The sequence below is a fragment of the Shimazuella soli genome (assembly GCF_022511585.1).
In the GTDB taxonomy this organism is placed as follows: domain Bacteria; phylum Bacillota; class Bacilli; order Thermoactinomycetales; family Thermoactinomycetaceae; genus Shimazuella; species Shimazuella soli.
The window spans coordinates 165487-178434 of record NZ_JAKWBN010000004.1; the positions used below are offsets into that span (position 1 = coordinate 165487).

The 12948-nt window shown below is 37.2% G+C and carries 14 protein-coding genes and 2 pseudogenes; 6 read left to right on the plus strand and 10 right to left on the minus strand.

The window, feature by feature from the left end; translation table 11 throughout:
* The 4 genes and pseudogenes from MK805_RS11610 to MK805_RS18050 form a co-directional block, all read right to left on the minus strand.
* Nucleotides 1–1974 carry a tetratricopeptide repeat protein gene (locus tag MK805_RS11610; protein WP_240876046.1) on the minus strand — a complete coding sequence of 658 codons (1974 nt, stop codon included), beginning with the start codon at nucleotides 1972–1974 and terminating at the stop codon, nucleotides 1–3.
* Nucleotides 1975–1978: 4 nt separating this feature from the next.
* Nucleotides 1979–2158, minus strand: coding sequence for a hypothetical protein (locus MK805_RS11615; RefSeq protein WP_240876047.1), 180 nt, complete (start codon nucleotides 2156–2158; stop codon nucleotides 1979–1981).
* A 296-nt stretch (nucleotides 2159–2454) separates the two neighbouring features.
* Nucleotides 2455–2682: pseudogene (locus MK805_RS11620) on the minus strand (tyrosine-type recombinase/integrase); the annotation flags it as partial.
* Nucleotides 2683–2695: 13 nt separating this feature from the next.
* Nucleotides 2696–3025: pseudogene (locus MK805_RS18050) on the minus strand (Tn3 family transposase); the annotation flags it as partial.
* 102 nt (nucleotides 3026–3127) lie between these two features.
* Between MK805_RS18050 and MK805_RS11630 the strand changes: the two are divergent.
* Complete coding sequence (locus MK805_RS11630; RefSeq protein ID WP_240876049.1) at nucleotides 3128–3667, plus strand: NAD(P)H-dependent oxidoreductase; 540 nt, start codon at nucleotides 3128–3130, stop codon at nucleotides 3665–3667.
* Here the strand turns inward: MK805_RS11630 and MK805_RS11635 are convergent.
* The 3 genes from MK805_RS11635 to fabF all read right to left on the minus strand — a co-directional run bounded on the left by MK805_RS11635 (nucleotide 3664) and on the right by fabF (nucleotide 6843).
* Entirely contained in the window at nucleotides 3664–3984 is a 321-nt protein-coding gene (locus MK805_RS11635) for a winged helix-turn-helix transcriptional regulator (protein WP_240876050.1), read from the minus strand. The genes MK805_RS11630 and MK805_RS11635 overlap by 4 nt on opposite strands.
* Nucleotides 3985–4124: 140 nt before the next feature.
* Entirely contained in the window at nucleotides 4125–5366 is a 1242-nt protein-coding gene (locus MK805_RS11640; RefSeq protein ID WP_240876051.1) for an LOG family protein, read from the minus strand.
* 241 nt (nucleotides 5367–5607) lie between these two features.
* Nucleotides 5608–6843: a beta-ketoacyl-ACP synthase II gene (fabF, locus tag MK805_RS11645; protein WP_240876117.1), complete on the minus strand. Its 1236-nt coding sequence runs from the start codon at nucleotides 6841–6843 to the stop codon at nucleotides 5608–5610.
* Between the two features lie 135 nt (nucleotides 6844–6978).
* Here fabF and MK805_RS11650 point away from each other — a divergent pair, with 135 nt between their 5' ends.
* The 5 genes from MK805_RS11650 to MK805_RS11670 all read left to right on the plus strand — a co-directional run bounded on the left by MK805_RS11650 (nucleotide 6979) and on the right by MK805_RS11670 (nucleotide 10947).
* A complete protein-coding gene (locus tag MK805_RS11650; protein ID WP_240876052.1) occupies nucleotides 6979–7818 on the plus strand; it encodes a helix-turn-helix transcriptional regulator in 840 nt (279 codons plus the stop codon).
* Between the two features lie 163 nt (nucleotides 7819–7981).
* Nucleotides 7982–8890: a DMT family transporter gene (locus MK805_RS11655; RefSeq protein ID WP_240876053.1), complete on the plus strand. Its 909-nt coding sequence runs from the start codon at nucleotides 7982–7984 to the stop codon at nucleotides 8888–8890.
* A gap of 92 nt (nucleotides 8891–8982) precedes the next feature.
* Entirely contained in the window at nucleotides 8983–9468 is a 486-nt protein-coding gene (locus tag MK805_RS11660) for a DinB family protein (protein ID WP_240876054.1), read from the plus strand.
* 14 nt (nucleotides 9469–9482) lie between these two features.
* Nucleotides 9483–10313, plus strand: a complete 831-nt coding sequence (locus MK805_RS11665; RefSeq protein WP_240876055.1) for an aldo/keto reductase — start codon at nucleotides 9483–9485, stop codon at nucleotides 10311–10313.
* Between the two features lie 79 nt (nucleotides 10314–10392).
* On the plus strand, nucleotides 10393–10947 hold the full coding sequence (locus MK805_RS11670; RefSeq protein WP_240876056.1) for a GNAT family N-acetyltransferase: 555 nt from the start codon (nucleotides 10393–10395) through the stop codon (nucleotides 10945–10947).
* 16 nt (nucleotides 10948–10963) lie between these two features.
* Here the strand turns inward: MK805_RS11670 and MK805_RS11675 are convergent, their stop codons facing one another.
* From MK805_RS11675 to MK805_RS11685, 3 genes are all read right to left on the minus strand, one after another.
* A complete protein-coding gene (locus MK805_RS11675) occupies nucleotides 10964–11629 on the minus strand; it encodes a TetR/AcrR family transcriptional regulator (RefSeq protein ID WP_240876057.1) in 666 nt (221 codons plus the stop codon).
* 109 nt (nucleotides 11630–11738) lie between these two features.
* On the minus strand, nucleotides 11739–12065 hold the full coding sequence (locus MK805_RS11680) for a c-type cytochrome (protein WP_240876058.1): 327 nt from the start codon (nucleotides 12063–12065) through the stop codon (nucleotides 11739–11741).
* A 13-nt stretch (nucleotides 12066–12078) separates the two neighbouring features.
* Nucleotides 12079–12930, minus strand: a complete 852-nt coding sequence (locus MK805_RS11685) for a cytochrome c oxidase assembly protein (protein ID WP_240876059.1) — start codon at nucleotides 12928–12930, stop codon at nucleotides 12079–12081.
* Nucleotides 12931–12948 lie beyond the last annotated feature (18 nt).

The window sequence follows — 12948 nt, forward strand, 5'->3', positions numbered from 1 at the left end:
CTACTTCATAGCTTGAGCACTTGCTAGTCCATTTTGGTAGAGGCGGTTGTTGGAATCCAATTTAAGGGCTTGTTGGAAAGCTGCAACTGCTGCGGCTTTGTTTTTCACAGCCATATAGCAAACCCCTAGCTGATAAGCATACAACCCATTTTCAGGATCTCGATCGACTGCATATTTAGAATCTTTTATTGCATTTGTATAACCCTTGGGATTCTCTTTACCATGGATATAGTAAGCTCGCGCTTTGTAATAATATGCTTCCGCATTTTTATCATCTATCTTATTCACATCAAAAAATTGATAATAACTTAAATCGAGAAGTTCTCTTAGTTGTTGCTTCTTAACCTCAGGTCGTAGGCTTTTATTTCGAAGTAGTTCGTCTCGTTGTTTGAGATATAAAAGTCCAAGGGTAATATGATAATCAATATTTTTTCTATCTAATTGAACTGCTTTTTTTTCGTTTTCCACTGCGGATCGAACATTATTAGCTTGTAATTGTATGAGAGCAAAATCATGAAAATATAAGGGATTTTTCGGATCTTTGAGGACTGCTTCTTTCATGCTGGAAACAGCGGTATTGCTATCTTTTAAGGCATTGTAAATTTTTCCTCGGTGGTAATGCACACTTGCCAAATTATTGTTGAGTTCGACTGCTTTGTCAATAGCCTCTTTTCCTTTTTGATAATCTCGTACATAGTAATCAAAGACTGCCAATTGGTCATATAACTTCGCATCATCTGAAACATAGGATGTTGCTGAAGTTAACACCAACACTCCCGATTTATAATCTTTTTTCAGCCCATATAGATTGGCGAGATGAACGTAGTACGGTTTGTTTTCTGTGTCGGCAGCAAGAGCTTGTTTAGCTAAGGACAATGATTTATCGATATTACCACTTTCATAAGCTTTAATCGATTGATTATAGAAATTTACCGCTCCTGCTTCATTTTGTTCTACTTCCTGTATGATTTTCGCATTTACTAATGGTGCAACGTCAGGACTAGGGTCGGCCAGCAAACGAATCAAAAAGATGATTGCTGAAACACCGATTGCTGTCCAAGTGACCCAAGAAAGTAGCTTTTTCTTTGGTTTTTTAAAACCTACTTTATTTTGCGTCTTCTTTACATCTTTTACACCGAATGAGTCCAGCCTTGGACGATCGGGAAGCAACTTATCCATTAGATTTTGATCTAATTTATTCTTTCGTTCACTTTCGGGTTGTTTTTTCGTCTGCTCATCTTCAATCATGCCAGTTTTTTTACCACCAAAAGAATGTGCCCATTGCCAAAGCTCATGTAATGGAGGACGCATGATGGGATCTGGGGAAACACTTTTCATGATCCAAGATTCTAGTTCAACAGGAACATCTCCACGTAGAGAACGAAGTGGTCTCATTTCATCTTTATGTTCTTCAAAATTATCACCAGTAAGCATATGAAATAATAACTCGCCTAATTGTTTTGCGAGTTCCTGTTCACTATACGCTACAGCTTTGTCCGAAGGAAAAACAGCGAGAGGTCCACCATATAAAAAACGTATCTTTGTATTGTCTTCAATAACCATATTTTGTGGGTCAATGAGAGCAAACTCATTTTGAGATTCACATTCCATCAAATGATCGAAGATGGTTTGTGTAATTTGAGAGATCTTCCCTAAAGCAAGTGGAGCATGCTGATAGAGATAGATTCCCATTAGATTTCCTTCCATTTTCTCAAATACTTGATAAAGTACTCCATTTTCCACAAAAACCTCTTGTAGCGGGACAAAAATATGCTCATTTCTTAAAGGTAATTGAGCAATCGTACTTTCATCAGGTACTGGTTGCAATTCAATAGCATGGATAAATCGTGTCGGCGCTTCTTCAGGGGCAAACGAATCATACGTTGTGTAGTATAAAACTCCATCTACAAATGGAAATATACTGATCACTTGGTAATTTCGTTTTATTCGCTCACCTTGTTGTTTTATTTGCATAATTTCACCTTACTCTATCAATTTGAAAAGATATCATTAACCCCTTCTTGGCTCCAAGAGCGAAGGCAGTAACCACCTTCTCGCTCCCGCTTCTCATTTCGAGGAACTGCAGGAGCTGCTCGAAGTACGAATTTTTGAAATCCTCGATGGACGGCTGTTCCGACGGCTTCTCATGAGAACTCATGACTTGTACCCTTCGTTTAATGGTTGATCTATATTATAACTGATTTAGAAAACTGAAAATACAGCTAACTAAATATTTGTATTTATAAATCGTAAAAAAAGAACTTCTTCGATCTTACAAATACGATGAACACCGAATCATTTCGAGAAAAACACACATTTGGGATATTTTAGGCCGCATGCAATGGTGAAGTAAAAGTTCTAAGGCTATCTCCTTATATTTACTCTAAAAAGCAAATACATTCCTCGCCTTTCCCTCTATTGAACTCCCTGTATTCATTGGTAAATATTTCTAGTCTATGTCCTATTTTTACACGTATCTCCCCGGTACCCCTTATCCAGCATTGCTTTCCGACCAGGATTGGTATAAAGCAATGTGGTATGGATGTTACTATGCCCAGCGATGGATTCTACTTCATGAACGTTTAGTCCTTTTTCTAATGCATTCGAACAAAAGAAATGGCGAGAAATAGCCGTCTGAATATCAGCTAACTTGCTAAATGACATGAAAACAGTGATTCTTGAGAGCTGTTGGCTACGGTTCCTCCTGTTTCTCTAGGGGAGTAACTTTCATCCAACCTTTGTTATTCTTCGTAGTAATCACTACTTTTGGATTGCTTTTCTCTTCGGAACCTTGATTTAGTAAACTTAGGCTGTCTTTCATCGAATCTTTTATTTTCGAAATGAAAAGTTCCACATCCAGTGGGATTTTCAATGCTTGAAAATGCTCTTCTTTGTGTTCTTCAAAATCTTGGGGAAGATCCTCTTCTGGATTCCGATTGCGGTCTGCTCCCTTAATCCAAATTTTTTTACAATGTAGTCGCTTGCGAAGGGATTGTAAAACGGCGATCTCATAGATTAGTACGTTACACCATACTAACTCCTAAAAATCTAAGTACTTATTTTTCAGTTTTAGACCTGTCATAATCATCTCATAAGTTCTTATAACAACAGAAAAAGGATGAAAAACATGAAAATAATGGTGATCGTGGCACATCCCAACTTAGGTGCATCTCGTGCTAATCAAATTTTGAAAACGGAAATATCAAAAGAATCGAATATATTTATTCGTGATCTCTATCAAGAGTATCCAAATTGGAAAATCGATATAGAAAAAGAACAAAAGCTATTATTAGAGTACGATCGAATTGTTTTTCAATTTCCGTTTTATTGGTACAGTTGCCCGCCGCTTTTAAAAAAATGGTTTGATGATGTCTTGCAGTTTGGATGGGCATTTGGTCCAGAAGGGGATAATTTAAAAGGAAAAGAATTTATTCTTGCTACAACAACAGGCGGAACAGAGCATGCATATCGAGCTGGTGGTCGAGATTGGTTTTCGATAAGTGAATTATTCAAACCAATCCAGGCGACAATTATGCGGTGTAATGGAACCTTTTTACCCTCGTTTATCACATACAATGCTGATAGAGGCAGTGACGAATATCTATTGGATCAAGCCGAAAAATACAAAAAACATATATCCGAGTCTTTAGAAGAACTGGTTCGCTAATTTTGGTTCAACTGTTTGCTTCCCCAATCACACATTCCCTTTAAAATGGGGTATAAAGTTTTTCCTAAAGGCGAAAGGGAATATTCAACTTTTGGTGGTACAGTAGCATATATTTTTCGTTCAACTAGTCCGTCATTCTCTAATTCTCGCAATTGAGTAGTTAACACTCCTTGGGTGATACCATCTATGATTTTACGGAATTCACCAAACCTTTTCGTACCTTCTTCTAATAGGATAAATAAGATGAGTGGTTTCCATTTTCCTCCGATTAATTTCAGGGTGTATTCTACTGGATACTGGTAGTTTTTTGATGTCATGTTTCCATCTCCTTTTGTATACTTATCCTAACAACTTTATTAGGAATTGGAGTAGAAAGAAACCCTTCTTTTATCACTCATACAAAAAAGAATCAACTTTATTATGTTGATTCTTTTTTAAACAACCCGATTCGATTTTCTCACTCTTTTAATGTTAATTGGTTCTTTTGATATAATTCTTCTACAAATGACTTTGTTTTTTCGAAAGCTTCTACTGGGCCATTAGCGACTTCCGCAATGTAAGCCTCTTCTGGTAATTGATCATCTATGCCGGGAATTTTAATTCGATCGCCGTAGCTGTTGATCGCACCATGTTCCCGCATACTATCAATACATTTGAAAATAGGTTCCCAATATTCCGGATGAACAAATATTGCCTTTGTTCGATGCTTTCGAAGGTGATTGGTTTGTATTTTGGAAAGCGTTTCAAAAACTTCCCATGCTGTTCCAAATCCACCTGGCCAAAACAAGATAACATGAGAGTAATTGATCAAAACTCCCTCTCGGATTGAAAAATTATTAAGCCGTAGCCGTTGATTAGTTTGGATGGAGTATGTATCTTTGAGGTTAAAAAAGTTATCTACCCCAAATTGACAATCAATCCCTATAATATGAGCATCTTTGTTTCTTGCTCCTTGAGCAGCTGCCTGCATGATACCAGGCCCTCCACCTGTACATAATGGTACATAACACCCCCCAAGTACATCCTCCTGTTCATTTGCAGAATAATGTCCCCACAACTCTCCAAATTGGAGCGCAGAATCCCAGTATTTAGCGCTCTTTTCAATCATTTTCTTGTGACGCTCCATCCTCATATTTGTTTTGTTTAACCGATCTTGCAAAAGTTTTCTCGTAAGCGGATGGTTTTCCTTTTCAAGTGCTATCTTTACTTCATCTGCATGACAACCTAATATATCTAGTTTTTCTTTAGCAATTTCTTTGCATGAAATCGTACCAGAACCCATGAGTGTAATTACACCATATTTAGCTTCATAACTAAATAACAGTTCAGCTGCATAAATATCAGCTACGCTCTCTTGAGTGCCCAAGTTCCTATCATTTGGAACGAAACATGCCTTTGATCCTACTACTTGAAAAGAAGCAATGCAAGTCTCATTGGAATAATTCTTCCAAGTAACAATGAAACCGTTTTCATCAACGTGATAGGTATCCACGTCCCCATTTTGATTGATGTTGCTGATAAAAAGACTATAACTTTTTGTTTTTGATATTTTCCGGGAATCAAAGGTAATTGGCTCTTCAAACGTAATTTTGGCCATATGATTGTCCGTTTTTTCAATCCACCAACCTGTACCAGAACTGGTCCATTGGTTTGTTGTTGGTTCGTAAAAAATCGTGCCATTCAGTTCAATTTCATTCATACGGAACAACCCTTCTTGTGACTTTTGGAATAAATCCTGTTAATTAGTTTGATTTACCAATAAAGTTTTATTCACCACAAATGCACTGTTCTTTTTCAAACAGCGTAAACTTTGTTATTTGTTAGCCCTGATCCCACTTTACAGAAGATTTACTTATCGTTAGTTCTTGATCATATATACTGAAAACACGATTTAAACCAAGTTAAAAAACCTTGATATTAAACCGTGAGTGATTAACTCCTTATCCAAACTTTTTCAAAACCAAAACTGCATTATGTCCGCCAAAACCGATTGAATTGGAGATTCCGATCTCCACTAGCTGTTCTCGTGCTTCATTTGGAACATAATCCAAATCACAACCTGGATCAGAATTCTCTAAGTTAATGGTTGGTGGAATAATGTTTTCTTGGAGCGTTTTTACTAAAGCTATTGCCTCTACTCCACCTGCGGCCCCTAACATATGACCAACCATCGATTTAATAGCACTGACTGGAACTTCGTAAGCTCGTTTTCCCAATAATTTCTTGATTGCAATCGTTTCTGAGAGATCTCCTACAGGTGTGCTCGTGGCATGTGCATTGATGTAGTCGATTTCTTCAATTGAAATGTTTGCATCATCTACTGCTTCTTTCATTGCCTGATAAGCACCCAATCCTTCTACATCCGTAGCAACCATATGATACGCATCAGAAGTAGAGCCATAACCTATCACTTCTGCATGGATTGTAGCACCTCTTTTCAGCGCGTGTTCCAAAGATTCCAATACCAGAATCCCTGCACCTTCCGAAGCAACAAATCCATCTCGATCTCGATCAAATGGTCTACTTGCACGAGTAGGTTCATCATTTCTCGTAGATAATGCTTTCGCATTCCCAAAGCCTGCAAGCGCTAGATCCGTGATAGCTGCTTCTGCTCCTCCAGCAATTATAATATCGGCTCCCCCTCTTTGGATTAACTTAAATGCTTCCCCAATCGCATTATTGCTAGTCGCACAAGCAGAAACATGCGACATGGTCGGACCTTTCAACCCAAACAGTATGCTTACTTGGCTACTTGCCATATTCGCTATCATCATCGGTACAAGAGCGGGATTTACACGCGATGGTCCACGATCTATCATGGTACGGTGATTTTCTAATATCGTTTGAATTCCTCCAATACCTGACCCAATGTAAACACCGATTCGTCCCCTATCTTCTTCTTCGATAACGAGACCTGCATCGTTAATAGCTTGTTTTGATGCAGCAACGGCAAATTGACAAAATCGATCCATCTTTCGGGCTTCTTTTTTTCCAACAATATGCACTGCATCAAAATCACGAACTAAACCAGCTATCTTAGTGGAAAATGCTGATGTATCAAATGTATCAATGGTAGATATACCAGATATTCCATGGCGAATATGATCCCAAAATACATTTACATCGTTTCCTAGTGAGGATACAACTCCCATACCTGTAATAACAACTCTTTCCATCATTCTTCCCTCATTTCACTACATTTTCCATTAGAATGACACAGATTGTTATCCTATTACAAGTTATAGGTTATCCTAGTATAATAAATGCTAGCATATAGAAAACCTGCTTACCCAAAAGGAGACTATAGAAATATGAATGAAGACACCCGACTAAAAGCTTTATCTGAGTTTTTAAAGACACATCGGGCAAAATTACAACCTCATGAAGTTGGATTACCTTCTATTGGGCGTAGAAGAACACCTGGTTTAAGAAGAGAGGAAGTTGCCCAATTAGCTGGCATAAGTACAACATGGTATACATGGTTTGAACAAGGAAGAAATATCACCCTTACCTCTTCGGTTTTAAACAGTATATCTTCTGCCCTTCAATTGAACGAAGAAGAGAAAAAATATTTGTTTATGTTGGCTTTAGATCAGCCAACCCTACCAAATAGTGAAAAGGCGCCCGAAATCAGCAGTGGTATGAAGGCTATTCTTCATGAATTACGCCATTTTCCCACAATCGTCTCAGACAGTAGATGTAATATTATTGAGTGGAATCAAGCTGCTGCTGGTGTCTTTCTTAATTTTGATCAAATACCCCAAGAAGAACGTAATATGATCTGGTTATTATTTACCCGCAGAGAATTACGACAGTTAGCAGTTAACTGGCCAGATTTTGTACGGGGGTTTTTAGCTCTGTTTCGTTCTTACTATGGGAAATACATGGGTGACCCTTGGTACAATGAATTCATTAGCAAATTATCGGCTAAAAATGCAGACTTCCAATCTTTTTGGCACCAAAATGATGTCAGCTCATCTCCAGAAGTATTTATCGAATTTCGCCATGCAAAAATGGGGAAAATGCTATTTGATCTTACCTCTTTGGATATAAAAGAAAACTCTGACATTCGTTGTAGTGTGTTCACTCCATCTGATAAAAATACAGAAATAAAGATGAAACAAATTGTGCAAAGAGTAATAGGTGAATAAAAAGAAACCCCATCATAACAAAGATCTCTTTTTAACTTCTTGTGTTTTATTGCGTATTTCTTCTTAGCAACATAAATACTAAAAATACAAAATTTGATTTTGAATATACAAAACATAATAATTTATGTTATTCTAGTAGGAGTTTTGTCGAGGAGGTGAAAAAGTGTCTAGACGCTTTTTGCCAGAGTTCATATTGATCTCCGTTACTTTTTTTTGGGGGGTCACTTTTGTGGTGGTTCAAAATGCCATCAAAGCAATCCCTCCCTACTCTTTTTTAGCAATTCGTTTTTTTGTTGCCTTCCTGTTGTTGTGGCTCATCAATAAGCTTTTTGTGAAAGAAAACATCTGGAACTGGACTGCTATAAAAAGTGGGGCATTGATCGGATTTTTCCTATTCCTCGGATTCGCCTTGCAAACATTCAGTTTGCTCTACACTACATCAGGTAAATCTGGATTTTTCACTGGAATGAATGTCGCTTTCGTTCCCTTTGTTGCGCTCCTGTTTTTTCGACACCGTATAAAAATACCTACTTTAATCGGAGTCATTTGCTCTGTTATTGGTCTTTATTTTCTGTCAGGATCGATCACAGGAATGAACATAGGTGATGTACTTGCTTTAGGATGTGCTTTGGCTTTTGCAATCCAAATTGCTCTTACTGGTCACTTTACAAACAAAGTAGGAACTTACACGTTTGTCATTTGGCAACTTATAACCGTCACTGTCCTCAGTGGAATTTCATCTTTGTGCTTCGAATCTGTAAAGATTGATGTACTAGGCAAACCAGTTGTTTGGACAGCTATTCTAATTACTTCTGCTCTTGCAACAGTTTACGCCTTTGTAGCACAAACCATCGTCCAGAAAAAAGTCCCTTCTGCACGTGTTGCAATCATTTTTACTCTTGAACCCGTATTTGCAGCAATAGGTGACTACTATGTGAATGGTATAACTTTATCGAATGAAGAACTATTTGGTTGTTCCATTATTATTCTTGGAATACTACTAGCAGAAATTCCTTGGAAAATAAAAAAAGATCCTACTATTTCTTCTACATCCTTAAGTGAAACAAAATAACACCTTCCCACACCAATCTGTTGTGGAAAGGTGTTTTTAGTAAATCCTACCAGAGTATTCGATGTATAATAAGGTTTAAAGGGGGTATTGATTTGTTCAAACATAACGAAATTCGCAACGACATTTGGAATACCGTCATGCACTTAACAGACAAACAAATCAATCAACAAGAGGCATCTGACAGATGGAGCATCGCTCAAATACTCGAGCATCTTTATTTGATTGAAGATTCCATTACCCAAAAAATGATTCAACACCTTAAAATGAAAACAGAAAAACCAATCGTAAAGCCTGTTCAATTAACCCTAGATCGCTCTCGAAAACTTGTTTATCCAATTCCAATTAGTGATGAGTTCCGAACATTGAACTCACTGCGAAAAAAATTAAACAATTCTCGACATGCTTTTGAGCTGCTGATAAAAGGATTAACTGCTGATCAATTAGCACAAAAGTCTATGAACCATCCCGTGTTTGGAGAAGCTATGAGTTTTTATCAATGGGTAGAATTTGTAGGATTACATGAAGAAAGACATTTGGAACAAATTAATGAAGTAAAGACAAACCTACATTTCCCTTAAGGAGATACAGCTAAATGATAAAGGATATCCATTCCACTACTACTTTGCATAATGGAGTAAAAATGCCATGGTTTGGTTTAGGTATTTATAAAATCGAAGAAGGGGAAGAACTGATTTCTACGGTGCACACGGCTCTTGAGCTTGGTTATCGAAGTTTTGACACTGCTTCTCTCTACCAGAATGAAAGAGGCCTAGGTATTGCAATAAAAGCCGCTTCGATCTCACGCGAAGAACTTTTTATTACCTCAAAAGTATGGAACACAGATCAGGGTTATGAATCTACACTCACGGCATTTGATGAGAGCCTAGAACGTCTTGGATTAGACTATTTGGATCTCTATTTAATTCATTGGCCTGTTCCTAATCTATACAAGGATACTTGGAAAGCGTTAGAAAAACTATACCAAGAAGGAAAAGTCAGAGCGATTGGAGTAAGTAATTTTCACATTCATCACCTGCAAGATGTAATGAATATCGGAACGATAAAGCCTATGGTAAACCAAGTAGAATACCATCCGAAACTCTCACAAGAGAAGTTGCGGTTTTTTTGCCAGCAAGAAAACATCCAATTAGAAGCTTGGTCACCTTTGATGAGAGGCAGACTTCAGGGCGAACCCACCCTTATGAAGATTGCAGCAAAATATGGCAAAACCATTGCTCAAGTCATTTTACGATGGGATTTACAAAACGGCGTTATTACCATACCTAAGACTACTAAAAAAGAACGTCTTATCGAGAATGCTAATATTTTTGATTTTTTCCTTACTCCTGAAGATATGGAGCAAATCAATTCGCTTAACGAAAATCTTCGGACAGGTAAAGATCCTGATCACTTTGGATATTAAAAATGAGCGAATATAATTCTCATAAAAGAAAAAACGATCTTTGATTATAAGAATAAGAAACTAAAATAAGGTGATCCGTATGCTGCAAACAAATGGTCTTTATATTCGTCCCTTAAGCGCAAAAGATGTAGATTTCCTTTACAACTATTGGCAGGAGAATCGAGCATTTTTGGAACCATTTAATCCTATACGACCTGAATCTTACTATACCTTAGAAGGACAACTGGAAAAGATTAAAACCGAAATAACTGACTGGGAAAATGATCGATCTTATGGATTTGGCATATTTCTCTATGATCATCAACTTATCGGCAGAATAACATTGAGTAACATCGTCCGAGCTTCTTGGCAAAATAGTACCATTGGCTACTCCATGGCAGAGAATATGCAAGGCAAAGGTTATATGACATTAGCAATCAAACTTGCTCTGCAATTTGCATTTGAAGAAATAGGTCTCCATCGTGTACAAGCAGGAGTTATGCCCCGTAATAAAGGATCTATTCGAGTATTGGAAAAAAACGGATTTCTATATGAAGGTTTGTCAAAATATCATGTTAAGATTAATGGAGTTTGGGAAGATCATAAGATATTCGCAATCACAACAGAAACTTGGAACCACATAAAAAACAAGTAGAATCCCTTTATTGACTCTACTTGTTTTCCCCTTTTATTCCATATAGCATCAGCTCGACCGTCCACTTTAATTCTTCATCTTCCTTACCTGCTGATAAAACTTCTGGAACTGCATTTTTAGCAAGTAAGTAACCAAATACAGAAGACATAATGCCTCTTATCAAGACACGATTAGGTAGATCATCCCTTATCTTTCCAGCTGCTTTTAAACGGTCTATCTTTTGGCTGACAATATCAATAACATGCTTCCCTACATTTTCTTTTAATGCTTCACGAATATCAGGATGAAATAAACTTTCGACTAATACAATTCGAATTGTCTTCCAATTCTTTTCGACTAATTTCGTTCGATCTTCGATCAAGTCTTGTAAGATTTCTTCTATTGGCTTTTCTTGATCTAAAATCTCTACCAATGTATTTAAAATAATAGGACTAGCAAACTTCGAGATTACGGGAATAACCAAACGAAGAAGCAGTCCTTTTTTGGTACGATAATGTTTAAAAATGGTTGCCTCTGCAACACCTGCAAGCTTTGCTATTTCACTAGTAGTCGTACCATTGTATCCTTTTTCTGCAAACAGATGAATTGCTGCTTCTAATATATTTTGTTGTTTCTCTGTCAACTTTTTTTGTTCTAGTTCTACTCGATGTTTTTTCACTAAATCCTGCATCCATCTTTCCATACTGATGTTCACCTACTTCGTTACACATTTCCATCTTCATGATCATATCACAACAACTAAAAGATTCATCATTTACAAGCATCCAATAAAAAATAGACACTGTACGTGTCTATTTTTTATTGGATAGCCATGTTGCTAATTTTTCTCGGTCTGCTTTAGGTATAAATGACTGGGAAGGCATACCGCCTTTACCATTTTTCATTATCTCTAAAATCTGTTCTTTAGAATATGTTTTCCCCACATGTTGTAGTGCTGGGCCATATCCACCCTCTAAATTTCCACCATGGCAAGTAGAACAATGATTTTGAAAGAGAGTCTCTTCTGCAGATAACTGCTGAGTTGTTTTTGGTGTCTCAGATTTGTTGTTTGAGGTGCTACAAGCAGCAAGTAGTATAAATAAAGAAACGATTGGGATAACGAGCCATCTTTTTTTCAAAAACTTTCTCTCCTTATGGTTTATCTGTAGCAAGCTGACTTTTTTTCCATTCTGCTAATTCTTTTTCATCTTGAGCCCGCTGGATGCGAAACCATCTGGAAAAGACTAGAGCAATTGCTGTAATGTAAACCACTTCTTGTGTAATCTTCATAATCACACCGCCAGTTTGTTGATCTTGAAGTGGTGTCATAATCGAAAAAGCTGAAACCTGGCTGTACATGGGATAGATCGTAGCATCTGCAAACATAATTAATGCGCATGCAGGTGTCAGTAAAACCCCATTTGCAAAAATATAAGCTAATTTGTGTAATGGTTTTACTTTATCCAACTCTTCTACAGGACAAATGACGGGCCACCACATACACAAAGCAGTGATAAGTAAAATAGTGTGAGCAATATTATGATACAGATGGTTCTCCATAATCATATCAAAGACAGCTGGTACGTGATACACCGAGAGAAGACCATTAAAAATAAATAAGATAATCAACGGCTTCGTGAAGAAAGTCAATAGTGAGCGGAAAAATTTTATTTTCAGTAATGGACGAACGAACCATTCTGGAATACCGAGTAACAATAAGGGCGGCATAACAATGTACAAAATAGTCATCTGTGCCATATGCATACTGAACAACTCGTGCGACAACATGGTCAAAGGACTACCTTCTGCAAAGTAGTAAAACATAAGTCCTATGATAAAAGAAAAGCGATGGAGCCCAGAAACTGGTGTTGCTCCTGAAATAAACTTTACCAATGGACCAGTTAATAAAATATATACCAATGCAATCGCAATAAAAACCAAATTTAAAACAATATCCCAGTTACTCGCATACAAAAAAATTTGAAAGAATTGGGAACCGCTCATTAGGATTCCTCCTCTCTT